Here is a 15,877-nt window from a genome sequence, read left to right on the forward strand (position 1 = left end):
CTGCCTGCGCAGCCCGTGCCGGTACGGCCCCGCGGCTTGTACACGGACAGCGCCGTTGCCACCCCCAGCGCCACCAGGGCGACGCCGGATTCGACGACGAGCTGGACTCTCAGCCCTTCGAGCTCGCCGTCGAACCGGGCCTCAGCGGCCTCCAGCGCGGCGATCAGGGAGGGCTGGTCCATGACGTCGGCGGCAAAGCCCTCGGCGGTGATGCCCTCGCCGCCGAGCTGCTCGGCCAGGGCGTCGAGCTTGTCCTTGCTGCGGGAGATCAGCGCGACGTTGCAGCCGCGGCTGCCGAAGGTGCGGGCGATGGCCAGGCCCATGCCGGGGCCGGCGCCGATGATGGCGATGGTGGACACGATCAGGCTCTTCTTTCCGTCTCTTCTTTCCGTGGTGTGGGTGGAACGTGGTGGTCAGGAGCAGGTGATGGCGATCTTGCCGAGCGTCCCTGCGCCGAACGCGGCGAACGCGTCCGCGGCCTGCTCCAGCGGGAAGGTGGCACTGACCGGGACGCGCAGCGCGCCGGAGGCGGCCTTCTCGGCCAGCGCGGTCAGGGTCTGGGCGTTCGCGTCGGCCATAACGCCGTGGACGGTCACGTCCTGTCCGGTGATGGCCTCCTGGGTAAGGCCCATCGTGGAGGCGATCCGGCCGCCCGGCTTGAGCAGCCTGGCGAGCTCTGTGCCGTCGCCGGCCAGGTGCATGATCGCGTCGACACCTTCGGGGGCGAGCGCGCGAACCTGCGCGGCGAGGTCGCCGGTGAAGTCCACGACGGCGACGTCGGCGTCGGTCAGGCCGGTGATGAAGTCGGCCTCGGCGCCGGGGCGGGCGGTGGCGATCACGTGAGCACCCGTGGCGGCGCCGAGCTGCTCGGCCAGCGCGCCGACCCCTCCGGTGGCGCCGGAGACCAGCACCGTCTCGCCCTTGGCGACGTCCAGGGCGGTCAGGCTGTCGAAGGCCGCGGTACCGGCCAGGCCCAGCGCCCCCGCGTCCTTGATGTCCAGGCCCGCGGGGACGTGAGCGACGCCGTAGGCGGCGGACACGGTCACGTACTCGGCCAGTGACCCGGTGCCAAGAACGGCTTCATCACCACGCCGAACACTGTGTCGCCGACGGCGAAGCCCTCCACGCCTTCACCGAGCGCCTGGCGGACTGCTTCGGATTGCAGCTCAGGAACGGGCGGGAGCCGCTACGCGGGTCGGGTCATGGGGGCCGGCGCCACACACGGCGGCGCCGGCCCCCGGGGCAGGGAGCCGGCATCGCTGGTGCGCTTCATGCCTGTGCTAAGAGTGGGTGACTTCGAGGTTGTAGATGTGCACCTCGCCGTAGTTGTCGGCGCTGCAGGGGGCTGAGTTGCTGCAGTTGGCCTGGGTGTAGGCGCCGGCCTTGAAGTAGTTGCCGGAGCCCGTGTACGGGATCGTGGCCTCCAGGGTGCCGTTGTAGTAGGCCTTGATCTCCCCGCCGCTGACGACGAACTCGCCCTCGTAGACGGTGTTCAGTGCGTACGAGCTGGTGACCAGCTTGTAGTGGGTGTCGTCGCCGTTGGTGATGTAGAGGTTCGTGCCCTCGAGGCGGAAGACGGTGATGTCGTCCTCCGCGTCGTGGATCTGTGCGCCCACCACCTCGGGCTTGTCGTTCGGAAGGTGCTTGAAGGCCTCCCGGAAGGTGAGCGTGTGGGTGCCCGAGGTGGCCGACCAGCTGGCGTTCGCGGTGCCGTTGTTCGTCATCTCCCGCAGCTCGGAGCGTGGGTAGCCGGAGCCCGAGGTGGTGACCCCGTTGACGGCGGCGCGGAACTGGACGCCGGTGCAGGCGGGGTTGACGGTGAACCAGGGATCGGAGGCGAAGGTCGCCAGGGCCGGCTGCTTGACCTCGGTGGGGGAGCCCGCGGAGCCCGTGGGCAGGGTCTCCTTCCAGTTGGTGAGGTCGAGCTGCTCGGCGGGGTAGCTGCAGCCGTCGAGGGCGGCGGCCTGGCCGGTCAGCGGCGCGAGGCCTGCGGCGGCGAGCACCGCGGCAAGGGCGAGCGTGCGGATATGGGTGCGGCTCATGGGTGGTGCACCTTCCTGTCGTGTTCCGTCGGATGTGCGGGTGGCACAAAGGTGGTGCGGGGTTGTGCGTACGGCGTCCACCCGGACGCCGGGCTCGGGAGCGGCGGGTCAGGAATCGCTGACCTTCAGGTCGTAGATCTCGACCTCGCCGTAGTTGTCGGCGCTGCAGGGGGCTGAGTTGCTGCAGTTGGCCTGGGTGTAGGCGCCGGCCTTGAAGTAGTTGCCGGGCTCGGTGTGTTCGATGACGGTCTCGAGTTCGCCGTTGTAGTACGCCTTCACCTGCCCGTTCTCGACCACGAACTTGGCCTCGAAGACCGTGCCGAGCTCGTACGAGTCGGTCACCAGGTGGTAGTGCGTGTCGTCGCCCTTGGTGATGTAGAGGTTGGAGCCTTCCAGGCGGAAGACGGTCACGTCGTCGTCGGCGTCGTGGATCTGTGCGGAGACGACGTGCGGCTTGTCGTGGGGCAACGCGGTGACTGCCTCGCGTACGGTCAGGGTGTGGGTGCCCTGGGTCGGATCCCAGCTCGCCTTGACGGTGCCGTCACCGGTCATCTCGCGCAGCTCGGTGCGCGGGTAGCCGGAGCCGGAGGTGGTCACGCCGTCGACGGCGGCGCGGAACTGCACGCCGGCGCAGTCGTCGAGGACGCCGAACCAGGGTGCGACGGAGAAGGTGGTCAGCTCGGGCTGCAGCACCTCCTTCGGCTTGCCGGGCTCGCCCGAGGGCAGGGTGATTTTCCACCGTGAGAGGTCGAGGCGCTGGGCGGGATACGTACACGCCGCGTCGAGTGAGCCGCAGGGTGTATCCGGTCGGAACCCATCTCCGAACTCGCCGATGGCGTCGCCGCCGGTGTTGTGCGTCATCACGTTGCCGCAGACCCGGCCCTGCGGGGTGGCCGAGAACGCAATGCCGCCTCCGCCGTTGTCCGACAGCATGTTGCCGTAGACGTTGTTGCGGACGCCGTCGGCGGCGGTGTCGCCGCCGAGCCGGACGCCGGCGCCGACGTTGTCACGGCTGATGTTGTAACGGAAGGTGTTGCCGCTGCCGCGCGCGTCGAAGCCGGCCGACTTGGGGTCCTGCTGGTGGCTGCAGGCGTTGTACTCGACGAGGTTGGCGGTGGAGTTCTCCTTGATGTCCACGCATTCGTTGCCCCGCGAGGTGATCACGTTGTGGTGGACGTGGTTGTCGCGGCTGATGTCCGGTCGGGCGTCCGGGGCGCCGTTGAGCCCCTGCTGCTCGGGGGCGGTGCCGAGGTAGACGGCCTCGCCGACCTTGCCGCCGTCGGCGAACTGGAAGTCGTACACCCCGCAGGTGTCGATGACGTTGTGGGAGACGTCGGCGTTCGTGATCAGGTAGCGAAGCCGTACGCACTCCTCGCCGGCGTTCCTGAGCGACATCCCGGTGATCTTCACATGGTCCACGCCATCGCCTGGTGTCGTACTCATGACATAAATGAGCTTCTTGCGATACCCGGACATCTGGGACGGATCGCCGTGCAGTCCGTCGACGGTGAAGCCGGAGAGGGTGACATCGTCCTGCTGCACCTCCACGATGCGGGTGGCGCCTGCGCCCTTGACCACCGCGGAGCGCGGCCCGGTGATCGTCAGCCCGGGCTTGGTGACCTTGAAGTCCTGCAGATACCTACCGGGCGCCAGGCGGATCGTGCCACCCTCGGGGGCGTTGTCGATCGCCTGCTGGATGCTGTCGGCGGGCGTCACCCGGATATCGGCGCCGGTGCTCGCCTCGGCCGGAGTTGCAAACGAGGCGGCGAGGACGGTCGCGAGGAGCACCGCGCGAGCGCCGTGTCTGGAGGTACGTCCGGTGGTGCGACTCATGCGTGGGACACCTTTCGGATACGTGGATCGGCGGGTGCGTGCAGGGAGAGGGCGAGCATGAGAGGCAGGGTGGGACCGAGGAGGAGCGGCCCCAGCGGGATGGGCACGACGGCAAGGGGCAGTACGGCCGCCGCGGCCAGCAGGACGGCGGCCCGGCGGGGCGAGCCGAAGGCGAAGGCCGTGGCGGCGCGCCGCCAGCCCTTCGGGTCCTCTGGTGCGGCGGCAGCAACCGTGGCCAGTGCCAGGGCGTAGAGGACGAGTGCAGCCAGCAGCACGACCTGGACGGGCAGCAGGACGAGGGCGGGGCCGTTCCTGTCCCAGAGGAACAGAGCGTTGACCACGAGGACGACGGCGGCAGCCGTGCCCGCGACGCTCTCCCGCCACAGGGCATGCCAGTGGCGGGGGAAGGCCCGTAGGGTGCCGGTGAAGCAGCGGGCGGCGCCGTCGGTGCGCCAGGTCTGCAAGCTGTTCGCGGCGGCCGCGAGGGCGGGCAGCCAGGTGACGGCGCCGAGGGCGAGCAGGCAGAATGCGGCCCCGGCCAGTGCCGGGCAGGCGACGAACTCGGTGGCTCGCAGGGCCTTGCGCTCCCAGCTCATGGCAGGATCCCCGTGAACGGGGCGTCGGCGGCCCATGGCTCGCGGCCCTCCCGCTCGACGCGTAGCGCGGCCACCACCGCGGTCCGGTCGCCGGAAAGGAGGACGGCCGCCGCGTCCGCCCGTACACCCGCCGCCTCGATCCGGCGGTCGACCGGGGACAGCAGGACCGTCTCGGCCTCAGCCCCTTCGCCGACCCGGACCGCCCAGCCCACCGCCTCGAGCGGTGCCGCCGGGGCCGGCACCGGGTCCAGCGTGCTCGTGCACTCGTACGCCGTGAGGAAGCTCGCGCGCGCCAGCCGCTCGGTCGTGAACCGCAGCGTCTGCAGCGTCTTCTCGATCTTCAGGCTGGGGGTGCTGGAGGTGGGGTTGGCCTCGATCGCCACCGGTCGCTGCTCGGTACGCACCGCCTCCGGCGCCAGCCGGGTGAGCCGGGCCTGCGCGGGGCCGGAGGCCAGGAGCCAGCCCTGGTCGTCGAGTTGCTCGGGCAGCCAGTCGGCGTTGACCACGTACGTCCACTCCCGAGGCTGCTCGGCCTCGAGCAGGTCGAGGACGACGACCCGGCCGCGCGGGGTGACCACCAGGGTCCGGTCGAGCCGGGCGACCCCGAGCTCCGCGGGGAACATGCAGGCGGTCTCCGACGTGGCGTGGGCGAAGCCGCCCTGCGCAAGCACGTCGCGGACCAGGGGGATGCGCTCGTACGGGATGTCCTTGTAGACGTGGTAACGGTCCTCGTCGGCCCAGCCCTGGTTGTCGACCAGCACCAGATTGTGGTGCGCGGCGCGCTTCCTGTTGCTGTAGCCCTCGTCGACGGCGAGGAACGCGCCGTGTGAGGCGATGACGAAGGCGCCCGAGTCGGGATGGTGGTGCCCGGCGCTGGCCGCGTCCCAGCCGGTCTCGCGGCGCAGCCGCTCACCGGTCTCCCAGGCGCGGTGGCCTCCGCCCGGGGCGGCCTTGAAGCTGACGACGGTGGCCTCGGGGTCCCAGCCGGTACGGGCGGTGAGCTGGCCGAGGTCGGGGAAGTACGCGGTGGTGGGGACGGCCTGGGGCGCCTCGGGCGCGACCTCGGGGTCGTACCAGAGCAGCTCCAGGAAGCACTCGGGCATCACGCCGGGGCGTACGCCCGAGGCGTAGGCCTCCCGCCAGAAGTGTTCTTCGGCGGCCAGGTTCGCGAGCCACTGGGCGGTGCCGTCGCCGTAGGCCGAGGCCAGGCGGTAGTAGAGGGCGACACTGTGGCCGCTGCGGCGGTCGTGGCAGTCGCCGTGGTCGATGTTCTCCTCGAAGCGACCGCTCGCGAACTGGTGCAGCCGCCAGTTCGTGGTGTTGCGCAGGAAGTCGCAGCCCTTGAAGAGGTCGATGCCCTCCGTCTGCTGGACGAGATCGGCATGGATCGCCAGCCACGGTACGCCGTAGCGCCAGTAGACGACGCCCTCGGAGTCGGAGCCGTCCTCGGGCAGCTGGGCGAGGACGGTCTCCAAGTTGGCGCGGGCAGCGTCGGACCACTCACGGTGGCCGAGTGCGTAACCGGCGGTGGCCAGGCCCGTCCAGCAGATCCAGTTGTGGTTCTGCCAGTACGCGTCGGTCCACCAGGAGCCCGTGTTCTGCTGGACGTACGCCCACAGCCGCTCGCCCTGCAGCTCGATCTTCGCGCGCAGTCGGGCGGTGCGCTCCGGGCCGAGGTCACCGTCGAGCCAGGAGTACGCGAGGGACAAGCCGTGCAGCAGCCACCCCGCGTCGAGGTCGTGGTCCGGCATGTGGGCCTTGCCCCAATGCGGGTAGCCGATGCAGGTGGAGATCCAACGCCAGGCCTCCTCGAGGTAGCCTCGGCGGCCGGTGAGGCGGTAGGCGAGGGAGAGGTTGGCTGCGGCCGGCCCGAAATAGGTGATGGACATGGCGGGGTGTTCGACGGGCGGGGTCTGGCCGCGGTACCAGTCGCACTGCTCGTAGAGCCGCCGCCACTGGGCGGCCCGCACGTCGCGGATCTGGTGGCTGAGTTCATCGAGTCGGCCGTCGAGGAGAAGCATGTCGGTCACGCTCCTGTCGCGTGGTGGTGGGCGGAGCCGTCGTCGAGCCGGACGGTGACGCCGTCGTCGGTGAGCCGGAGTTCGCGGACCGGGGAGCGGCCGGAGGCATAGGCGGAGGCGAACACGGCGCGCGTTCCGTGTACCGACCAGTCAGAGCCTTGGCGTATCGCGGTGGGGTCGTCGGCCGGGCCGGGATGCGGGCGCAGCGCGAACTCCGCGTGGGCCGAGGCCGCGTGGTGCCCGATGAGTACGGGTCCGTCGGCCTCACCCCAGGTGGTGCGCACCTGGCCGCCGGGCGCCGCGACGACCTTCAACGGGACCGCCGGGCGCAGGTGCGCGGTGAGCGTGCGGTCGCGGTCGGCCTCTATGGTCAGGATGTCCAGAAGGTAGCCAGGGCCCGCGGTGAGGGCGCGGGTGGCGGTCACGCCGTCGTAGGCGCCGGTGCACTCCCCGCTGCCCGCCGAGCTCAGCCGGGCGTCGACCGGCTGCTGGTCGAGGCCGTCCACCGAGAATGCCGGGTGGGCGGCCGCCGAGGCGTAGTACCTGCGGAAGTGCCGGTGGCCGTACGGGGCCTGGCCTGGATCGGGCTGCCAGGCGGCGCCCTCGTCGCCGTAGAGATAGAGCGACAGCTTGTCCTGGTGGCCGTGGCTGCCGCCGTGCGGTCCGGCATCCAGCACCGCATGGATGCCACCCGCACGAACGACCGCGAACCCGGCGTCCGGGAAGATCCGGTGCACGCCGGGATCGGCGGTAGCGGCCGGGCGCGGCCAGGGCAGGGGCACACCGCTGAACCAGCCCTCCAGATCTGCGGGCGGCTGTGGGGTCCGGGCCGCAGTCCAGCCGACCACCGCCACCAGCGGTTCCCCCGCGAACAGTTGGTGCGCCAGCAGGCAGATCTCATGCAGCTCGGCCAGCGCGCCCGTACGCCGGTACGGCCCGTCGTGCAGTTCCGGCAACTCGCCGTACGCCGTGGCGATCCCGGCCAGCGCGGCAATCATCGCGGCCAGTCGCTCGACGGTCTCTGCCGGCAGCGCGGCCGGGTCGGTGCCGCGCAGCGCGAGCAGATAAGCGCGCAGCACGAACAGGTGGTAATAGGTGCTGCCCTCCCACTCCCAGCCGTCGGGACGGGTGGCGAGCTGTGGATGGCCGCGCAGCGCCGGGTCCGGGCCGCCGCCGCAGACGGCGGCGGCAGCGTCCAGCCACGCCGTGTAGTTGGAGCTCTCCTTGCCCTGGGCCGCCAGCTCGGCGCGTGCCTTCTCCGCAACAGTGGCGAGCGTCTCCAGCATGGGACGTATGGCCGCCAGCCGCTCTCCCTCGCCGCGCTCCGTGAGACTGCGGACCGCGTGCCCGATCGACACTGCCCAGATCGCCTCGGTGAGTGCCTGGTGGAACATCCGGCCGCGCAGCATCCAGCTCTGCGCCCCGGCGTGCCGCTCACCGTCTGCGGTCAGTTCGGCGTAGAGCTCGGCGTACCGCTCCAGCCCCACGAGCGCTGCGTCGCGGTCGGCGGGGTCGGCGGAGGCCGCCAGGTGGCGCAGCCGCAGCGCGCACGCCTGGTGCGCGAGCACCGTCCACGCGCCGCGCACCGGCGGCGTGTCGATGCGGCAGCCGTGCCGGCAGGCGGCACCGTCCGCAGGGAAGGTACCCGACAGCAGGTCGCCGTGGGCGAGTTCGGTGCCGTGCACGGGGCAGACGTAGTCGTGCCACCAACCGCCCCGGTCCGGTGGCGGGGTCAGCGGGGCCATGCGCCGCCGCCGATGTCGAAGGTGGCGCCGGTGAGATACCCGGCCTCGTCGGACGCGAGGTAGACCGCGGCGCCTGCCACATCCTCCGGGACGCCCCCGCGGCCGATCGGCAGCCCACTGACGATCTTCTCCTGCACCGCAGGCGCGGTGAAGGTGCCGTGGAAAGCCGTATCGCCGATGAAACCCGGCGCCAGCGCGTTCGCCGTGATGCCGTCCGGGCCGAACTCCTTGGCCAGCCCCTTGGTCAGCCCGATCACACCAGCCTTGGCCGCCGCGTACGCAGCCGCCCCCGGCCCGCCGCCGTCGTGCGCTGCCTGCGAGGCCATCGTGATGATGCGGCCGCGCCGGCCCGCCTCGCGCAGATGCGGCACGGCAGCGCGCACGGTCCGGTACGTGGCGCCGAGGTTGACGTCCACCACGGCGTGGAAGTGCTCCTCGGACATCTCGGCGATGGGCACCCGCGCGACGAGATGCCCGGCATTGGTCACGAGGATGTCGATCCCGCCGAGGAATCCGGCGGCCTCCTCGACGAGCCCGCCGACCTGGCGGGCGTCGGTGACATCGGCCTGCAGCGCCTTGGCCTTGACGCCCAGCCCGCCGATCTCCGCGGCCACGTTTTCCGCGTCGGCCGCGCTGTGCCCGTAGTGGACCACGACATCCGCTCCCGCGGCGGCGAGTCCGCGTGCGACGGCCGCGCCGATGCCGTGCCCGGCGCCGGTGACGAGGGCGCGGCGTCCAGTGAGGTCGAAGGGCATGAAGGTGCCTCCTAGTACGAAGTGCGATGACGACGGGGTCATTTGATGCCGGAGTTGGCGAAGCCCTGCACGAAGTAGCGCTGAGCGAAGAGGAAGAGGACGACCATGGGAACGGTGGCGAGCGTCGTACCGGCCATGAGATAGGCCCAGGCGTGCTGGTCCGCCTGCTGGAAGGCGGAGAGGCCGACCTGGATGACGCGCTTGTCCGTGTTGGTCGTGACGATGAGCGGCCAGACGAAATTGTTCCAGCTGCTCTCGAACGTCAGCAGTGCGACGGTCGCGATGGCCGGTTTGACCTGCGGGGTCATCACCCGCGCATAGATGCCGAACTCGCCGAGTCCGTCGACGCGCGCGGCCTCCTCCAGCTCGCTCGGCAGCGAGAGATAGAACTGTCGGAAGAGGAAGATCGCCATGGGCGTCAGCGCGCCCGGGACGATGAGCCCCCACCACGAGTCGATCCAGCCGTGGCCGCCGCGCCCGAGATAGTCGTTGCCGCCGAAGAATGGCATGCCCTTGGCGATCAGATACTGCGGGACGATCTTGGTGTAGCTCGGGATCATCATCGTGCCGAGTACCGCGATGAAGAGCACGGTCCGGCCGCGGAACGGCACCCGGGCGAGCGCGTAGCCGGCCATCGAGGCGAGCACGAGATTGATCGTCGTATGGCCGACGGCGATGATCAGGCTGTTCTTGAAGTACGTACCGAAGGGTGCGTACGACAGCGCTTCCGAATAGTTCGACCACTTCCAGGTCTGCGGCAGCAGGTGCGGTGGATAGGAGGCGAGGTCGGGCTCGGTCTTGACCGAGGTGGTGATCATCCACAGGAATGGGACGACCATCGAGAACGAGATCAGGATCAGCACCACATGCAGCGCCAGGCGGCGCAGCCGGCGCGTCAGCTGCGGACTGCGGCGGACCGCTGTCCGGGCGACCTCAGCGGACATCGTCCTCCCTCCCGGTGAGGCGGCGGCTGATCAACGTGACCACCAGCAGGAAGACGAGGAGCACCACACTCTGCGCGCAGGCCGGGCCCATCCGGAACTCCTTGAACGCCGTGCGGTAGATCTCGTACGTCATCACCGTGGTGGAGTTGTTCGGGCCCCCGTCGGGCGTCAGCACGTAAAGCTGGTCGAAGGCCTGGAACGAGTCGATGATCGAGATGACGAGGACGAAGAAGGTCGCCGGCTTGAGCAGCGGCAGAGTGATCGACCAGAAGGTCCTGACCTTGGACGCGCCGTCGAGTTCGGCAGCCTCGTACACGTCCTGCGGCATCGCCTGCAGCGCGGCCAGATAGATGAGCATCTTGATGCCGATGCCCTTCCAGATGGACGCGATGATCACGGCGAACAGCGCCCAGTCCGGATCGGCCAGCCAGACCGGGCCCTTGATCCCGGCCCAGCCGAGCACCGTGTTGAGGATGCCGATACGCGGTTCGAACATCCACATCCACACGAGCGCGATGGCCACGGTGGCGGTGACGTGCGGCATGAAGACAGCTGCCCGGTACCAGGCGCGGCCACGGATGTTGTTGTTGAGCAGTACGGCGATGACCACCGCGACGGCCATGGCCACCGGCACGGTGAAGAAGGTGAAGACGACCGTGTGCCAGATGGATGCGTTCCAGGTGGCGTCGGCGAAGATCGCCTTGAAGTTGTCCAGGCCGTTGAAGGTGGCGGTGCCCGCCAGGATGTCGTAGTTCGTGAAGGCGAGCACGACGGTGGTGACGACCGGGATGCCGATCCACCAGACCAGGTGGATCACTGCTGGGGCGAGCATGAAGTATGCGGTCCGGCGGCGCTCGTGGCCGAACGTCCGCCGCCGACGCGGGCCGGCACGCCCGGACGCCGCGTCGCCGGTGTTAGCCGGCGCTTTGCGGCGGTCGGCCCTCGCAGCCGCGGTGGCAGGTGCTGACATCAGGAGTCCTTGGCGATGATCTGGTTGGCCTTGTCCGCGAGCGACTGCAATGCTTCGCTCGCGCTCGCCTTGCCGGTCAGGGCACTCTCGATGGCCGGCTTGAACTCCTCGCGGATCTCCAGCCAGGACGGCACGCCGCCCTCGGAGAAGGCGTGGTCCAGGTTGTCCATGGCGAAGGCGACGAGCTTGTCGCCCTTCACGTACGCCGAGTCCGCGGCGCTGAGGACGGCCGGGATGTTGCCACGCTGCTCGGCGGCCTTCGGCGAGACGCTCTCGCCGGAGAGGAACTCGACCAGCTTCTTGGCCGCCTCCGGGCTCTTCGTCTTCGCGGACATGGTGGCCAGGGTGCCGCCCTGGAAGAGCGCCGGGCGGGCCTGCTCGAGCAGGAAGCCGCCGACCTTGTCCTCCTCGATCAGTTGCGGCGCGCTGTCCTTCAACTGCCGCCACATGTCGTTGTGGCCGATCATCATCGCGGCACGGCCCTGGATCAGCGGCGCGGTGACGGCGCCCTTCTGCGTGAAGCCGTAGTCCTCGATCCTGTCCTTACGGATGATGTCGGTCATCCACTGCAGCGCGGCGACGGCCTCAGGCGAGTCGAAGGCGGGCTTGCCGTCCTTGAACAGATCGGCGCCGTGGGCCCACATGATGGGCAGGAAGGTCTGGCGCAGGTCATTGCTGAGGATGTCCAGGCCGGTGCGCTGGAGCTCACCGCCCTTGCGTACGGTCAGCTCCTTGGCCATCTCCTTGAGCTCGGTCAGGTTCTTCGGAGGCGCGTCGATGCCGGCCTCGGCCAGGATGTCCTTGCGGTAGATGCCGATCCGCGTGTCGAGGACGATCGGGCGGGCGTAGACCTTGCCCTCGTAGATCCCGGCCTGCAGCACCCTGGGGTTGTAGATCTTCGCGAGCGCCGATTCGCTGGTTCCCAGGTCGGCCAGGACGCCCTTCTTGACGAACGGCGGGATCCAGCCGACGCCCATGAGCATCACGTCGTACGGCGTGCCGCCGACGATCGCGGTGGTGAGCTTCTCATTGAGCTTGTCGTAGCTGGTGTAGTCGGCCTGGACGGAGACGCCCGGGTTGGCCTTCTTGAAGTCCGCGAGCAGCGATTCGAGCAGCTGCTGGCCGTCGGAGCGGTCGAAGATGGGGGTGATCATCCGCAAGGAGCCGCTGCCGCCCTTGCCACCCGACTTGCCCGGCGCGGGACCGCCGCAGGCGGACAGCGCTGCGCCGGCCGCTGCCGCCGCGCCGAGGCCGAGGAGACCTCTTCTGGAGAGGGACGACGAGGGTATGGAACGCATGGCTGAACTCCCATCGGCGGGTGGCCGGGCGGTAGCTGATGTGTCCGGGAAGGTCTTGCGCCAAGCAGTGGTGCAACGGTTTACTGGTGCATCAATGCACGAAGATTAGGAACGGTCGGCATCCGTGTCAACAAGTTGGAAACAACTCTCACTACGTGCAGCCGGAGGTTGAGCCATGTCAGGTGTAACGATCTACCAAGTGGCGAAGGCAGCCGGGGTCTCACCCAGCACGGTTTCCAACCTCCTCAACGGCCGGCACGGCAAGATGCTGCCGGAGACCCGGCAGCGGGTGGAGTCCGCCATCAAGCAACTGGGCTACCGGCCGAACCGGGCGGCGCGACAGCTGCGCACGGGTCGTACCAAGATGATCGGGCTGATCGTGCCCTCGGTGGCGAACCCCTTCTGGGGTACCTTCGCCCGGCAACTGGAGGCGGCAGCACTCGCGGAGGGCTTCTACGTACTGCTCTGCAACAGCGAGCGCGATCCGGTGCGGGAGCGCGGCTACATGGAGGAGCTCTGGGCCGACGGGATCCGAGGAGTCGTGCTCTGCTCCTCACTGCCAACTCTTGACCACGTGCGTCCCCTGGTCGAGCAGGGACTGAACCTGGTCGCCTTCGACCGCACGGCGCAACCAGGAGACCCTGACGGCGTGGTCAACATAAGCACGGACAACTTCCTCGGAACCCAGCTCTCCACCCGGCACTTGCTTGAACTCGGGCACGAGCGGATCGCCTTCGTCGCCGGCTCCATCGGGTCCGTCAACCGCTCCGAGCGATACCGCGGCTTCCGGGACGCCCTGGAGGCCGCAGGCATCCCGGACGACCAGATCACCGCCTGGTCCGGCGACGCCACTTCGACCTTCGACGACCGCGACGCGGCGGAACTGGGCCGTGTCGCCTCGAAGGAACTCCTCGAGGGTCCGAACCCTCCGACGGCCATCGTGGCCATCAACGACATCTGCGCCCTCGGCGTGTGCGCCGGCGTCCGCGACTGCGGCCTGGAGGTCGGCAGCGGCGTCTCCGTGGTCGGCTTCGACGACATCATGCTGGCCCAGATGGCGATGCCCGGGCTCACCACGGTGCGCCAGCCCGTGTCCGCAATGGCCGAGGCGGCGTTTGCGACCCTGCGCGGCCGGATCGACAACGAGGCTGCAGGTGGGCATTCCATGTTGCACCGCCCCGAGTTGATCGTCCGCGAATCCTCGGGGCCTCGGCCATGACCACACAGGCGCCGGCGTGACCGACGCCGAGACGACCGCACGAGAGCGGAGCCCGACGGCAGGCCATGGGAGACGCTGATCGGTCGCCTGTTCCCTCTCTCCTGCACCGTCGAGGGAGCCTGGCAGTTACCGGAGCGGCACGGATGTACGGGGCAGCAGGCGGCCCGGCGGTTCGCCCCGTTCGAGGGGCTCGGGGGTTCGACCACGGGGGTGGGGCAGATGGGGCTCAACTGGCACGGGCGCAGGCTCGTCGCGCACGGATCGGGGTACGGACTGGCACTGCTGGCCGTGACTTCGTGCACGGCGGCTCCGCCGTCGGGATCCGCGCCGCCGCAGTCGCAGCAGGCGCAGGCCTCACCCACTGCGTCGCCCTCGCCGCCCTAGCCGGCATCTTCGTCGGGGCCCGGCGTCCCGGTCGGGGCGGCGCGGCCCACGGTCGCAGACGGACCGATGCTGGCGTCGGTCCGCAAGAGCATGAACTCGCTGCCGTCCCACGAGATGCCGTCTGACGAGTTCGTAGCGGTGATCCGGCGGGATGCGCCGGACGCCGGTGAGCTCTTGTGGATGAAGGACGACCGTACGTACTGCTCCGCGATCGTTCGCGAGGGGCTGGCCAGGATCGAGTGCAGGTCCCTGCCGGAGAGCTGGCCGCGCAAGGGCGTCCTGAACGTGACGACGGGCGAGCCGTACCAGGAGAAGCCCGGCGAGCAGCCCAGCCTGTTCGTCTTCCTTGCCATCGTCGAGGGCGAGCACGGCCCGTACAACTACAAGGGGGCGACGCCAGAGGCGGCGGGCCCGATCCACGACGCCGTCGTGACCTTCGCTTCGGGCCGAAAGCTGGGCCTGATCTCCTACGAGAAGCACTCGCGCCAGATTCCGAAGACCGAGATCTGCGGCGCGGACGGCGCCGTGTGCTTCCCGGCCTACTACCCGAACCGCTAGCTAGTGCGGGACCGTGCCGCCCGCTGCGTGGGACGGGCTACGACCGCGGGTCGTCGACCTTGAGCTCGTCTCCGGTGTCGGAGACGAAGACGACCAGGAGCTTGGCCGGCTTGGTCCGGCTGGTGTTCTCCGTGAGCACATGGTGGGCGCCCGGCGGCTCGACCCAGTTCTCGCCCTGCTGGTAAGTGCTCACAGCCTTGCCGTCGAGCTTGCTGCGCACGGTGCCGTCCAGGACGTAGGCGTAGACGAACGCCTGGCCGTGCCGATGGGGCACCGCGCGTGCGCGGGGCGGGAAGTCGACGACCGCCGAGGTGAACGTCTTGCCCTTCACATTCGGAAGGGCCTGCTGGAGCAAGGGCGTCAGGGTTTCGGCGGGGTGCTCCGAGGCAGCGGCTGAGGCCGGAGCCTTAGCATGGGCGGCTGGGGTCGAGGTGGTGCAGGCCGTGGACACAGCCAGCGTGGCGACGGCCAGGAGGCCACCGGCGATCCGCATTCCAATCACGATGGGTCTCCTGATTCAGTCTTGGGTGACGCGGATGATCGTCTTGCCGGGGGTGCGCTTGCCGGGGGCGAATGCGGCGGGTGCTTCGGCGAGCGGCCGCACGGCGCCGACGGTCGGCCTGAGCCGACCGTTCCTTACCCGCTGGGCGAGGTCGGTGAGCCGGGCGCGGTCGGGTTCGACGACGAAGAAGACAGCCCGCCCGTCCTTGGGCTGCACCTTGGGCGGCATGGCGATGGTGACGAGCGTGCCGCCGGCGCGCACCAGGGCGGCCGAGCGGTCGAGGATGTCTCCGCCGATCACGTCGAACACGACGTCGGCCTCGTCGGCGTCCTCCAGCTTCTCGGCCTCCAGGTCGATGAAGGCGTCGACGCCGAATGCGAGTGCCCTGTCCCGGTCGGAGGCGCGGCCGGTGCCGATGACGCGGGCGCCGACATCGCGGGCGAGCTGTACCGCGATCGAGCCGACGCCGCCCGCGGCGCCGTTGATCAGGACGGTCTGGCCTGTGGTGAGGCGGCCGTGGTCGAACAGACCCTGCCAGGCGGTCAGCCCGGAGATGGGCAGCGCGGCGGCCACGGTGTGGTCGAGGTCCGCCGGCAGCGGGGCGAGGTTGCGGGCCTCTACCGCGGTGTACTCGGCGAGCGTGCCGTTGCGGGTCCAGTCGGCCAGGCCGAACACCCGCTGCCCGACGCTCAGGCCGGTGGTGCCGTACCCCAGCTCTACGACGACACCCGAAAGTTCGTGCCCGGGCACGCTCGGCGTCCGGTCGCGGCCTGCGCGATCGGTCCACGTGCCGGGCCAGTCCAGCTCTCCGGGGGTGAAGCCCGCGGCGTGCACCCGCACGATGACGTCGTTCTCGGCCGCGTGGGGGTAGGGCATGTCCGCCAGGGACATCCCGGCAAGACCAGCGTCACGGTCTCGAACAGTGATGGCTTGCATACAGGTCCTTACTGAGAGGGGCGACTCAAACGCGCAGTTTCGTTCACACACAGGGCTCATAGCGGCCTGTCATT

At 69.7% G+C, this 15,877-nt stretch carries 14 protein-coding genes and 1 pseudogene; 2 read left to right on the forward strand and 13 right to left on the reverse strand.

The features are described 5' to 3' along the window. Positions 1–122 precede the first annotated feature (122 nt). From OG878_RS39830 to OG878_RS39880, 11 genes and pseudogenes are all read right to left on the reverse strand, one after another. Positions 123–359 (reverse strand): annotated as a pseudogene (locus OG878_RS39830) (SDR family NAD(P)-dependent oxidoreductase); the annotation flags it as partial. Positions 360–413: 54 nt separating this feature from the next. After that, complete coding sequence (locus OG878_RS39835) at positions 414–1,046, reverse strand: zinc-binding dehydrogenase (protein ID WP_328891621.1); 633 nt, start codon at positions 1,044–1,046, stop codon at positions 414–416. A 234-nt stretch (positions 1,047–1,280) separates the two neighbouring features. Continuing rightward, the gene (locus OG878_RS39840; protein WP_328891622.1) at positions 1,281–2,042 is read right to left on the reverse strand and encodes a polysaccharide lyase family 7 protein; all 762 of its coding nucleotides are present in this window, start codon (positions 2,040–2,042) and stop codon (positions 1,281–1,283) included. Positions 2,043–2,150: 108 nt separating this feature from the next. Beyond that, on the reverse strand, positions 2,151–3,875 hold the full coding sequence (locus OG878_RS42510; RefSeq protein WP_443049299.1) for a polysaccharide lyase family 7 protein: 1,725 nt from the start codon (positions 3,873–3,875) through the stop codon (positions 2,151–2,153). Continuing rightward, complete coding sequence (locus OG878_RS39850; RefSeq protein ID WP_328891623.1) at positions 3,872–4,471, reverse strand: hypothetical protein; 600 nt, start codon at positions 4,469–4,471, stop codon at positions 3,872–3,874. Before OG878_RS39850 ends, OG878_RS42510 begins: the two co-directional genes overlap by 4 nt. Beyond that, positions 4,468–6,492, reverse strand: a complete 2,025-nt coding sequence (locus OG878_RS39855; RefSeq protein WP_328891972.1) for a hypothetical protein — start codon at positions 6,490–6,492, stop codon at positions 4,468–4,470. The genes OG878_RS39850 and OG878_RS39855 overlap by 4 nt, the downstream gene beginning before the upstream one ends. A 5-nt stretch (positions 6,493–6,497) precedes the next feature. Then, a complete protein-coding gene (locus OG878_RS39860) occupies positions 6,498–8,237 on the reverse strand; it encodes a heparinase II/III domain-containing protein (RefSeq protein WP_328891624.1) in 1,740 nt (579 codons plus the stop codon). Further along, positions 8,225–8,992 (reverse strand): SDR family NAD(P)-dependent oxidoreductase, encoded by a 768-nt coding sequence (locus tag OG878_RS39865; RefSeq protein WP_328891625.1) that lies wholly within the window; start codon positions 8,990–8,992, stop codon positions 8,225–8,227. Before OG878_RS39865 ends, OG878_RS39860 begins: the two co-directional genes overlap by 13 nt. Before the next feature lie 38 nt (positions 8,993–9,030). Then, positions 9,031–9,936: a carbohydrate ABC transporter permease gene (locus tag OG878_RS39870; RefSeq protein ID WP_328891626.1), complete on the reverse strand. Its 906-nt coding sequence runs from the start codon at positions 9,934–9,936 to the stop codon at positions 9,031–9,033. Beyond that, positions 9,926–10,906, reverse strand: coding sequence for a carbohydrate ABC transporter permease (locus OG878_RS39875; protein ID WP_328891627.1), 981 nt, complete (start codon positions 10,904–10,906; stop codon positions 9,926–9,928). Before OG878_RS39875 ends, OG878_RS39870 begins: the two co-directional genes overlap by 11 nt. Then, positions 10,906–12,204 (reverse strand): ABC transporter substrate-binding protein, encoded by a 1,299-nt coding sequence (locus tag OG878_RS39880; RefSeq protein ID WP_328891628.1) that lies wholly within the window; start codon positions 12,202–12,204, stop codon positions 10,906–10,908. Before OG878_RS39880 ends, OG878_RS39875 begins: the two co-directional genes overlap by 1 nt. A gap of 175 nt (positions 12,205–12,379) precedes the next feature. Here OG878_RS39880 and OG878_RS39885 point away from each other — a divergent pair, with 175 nt between their 5' ends. Then, entirely contained in the window at positions 12,380–13,423 is a 1,044-nt protein-coding gene (locus tag OG878_RS39885) for a LacI family DNA-binding transcriptional regulator (RefSeq protein ID WP_328891629.1), read from the forward strand. A gap of 498 nt (positions 13,424–13,921) precedes the next feature. Continuing rightward, a complete protein-coding gene (locus OG878_RS39890) occupies positions 13,922–14,365 on the forward strand; it encodes a hypothetical protein (RefSeq protein WP_328891630.1) in 444 nt (147 codons plus the stop codon). A gap of 37 nt (positions 14,366–14,402) precedes the next feature. Here the strand turns inward: OG878_RS39890 and OG878_RS39895 are convergent, their stop codons facing one another. Then, on the reverse strand, positions 14,403–14,858 hold the full coding sequence (locus OG878_RS39895; RefSeq protein WP_328891973.1) for a cupin domain-containing protein: 456 nt from the start codon (positions 14,856–14,858) through the stop codon (positions 14,403–14,405). Between the two features lie 24 nt (positions 14,859–14,882). Beyond that, positions 14,883–15,803 carry an NADP-dependent oxidoreductase gene (locus OG878_RS39900; RefSeq protein ID WP_328891631.1) on the reverse strand — a complete coding sequence of 307 codons (921 nt, stop codon included), beginning with the start codon at positions 15,801–15,803 and terminating at the stop codon, positions 14,883–14,885. Positions 15,804–15,877 lie beyond the last annotated feature (74 nt).

Source organism: Streptomyces sp. NBC_00316 (assembly GCF_036158715.1).
Lineage (GTDB): Bacteria > Actinomycetota > Actinomycetes > Streptomycetales > Streptomycetaceae > Streptomyces.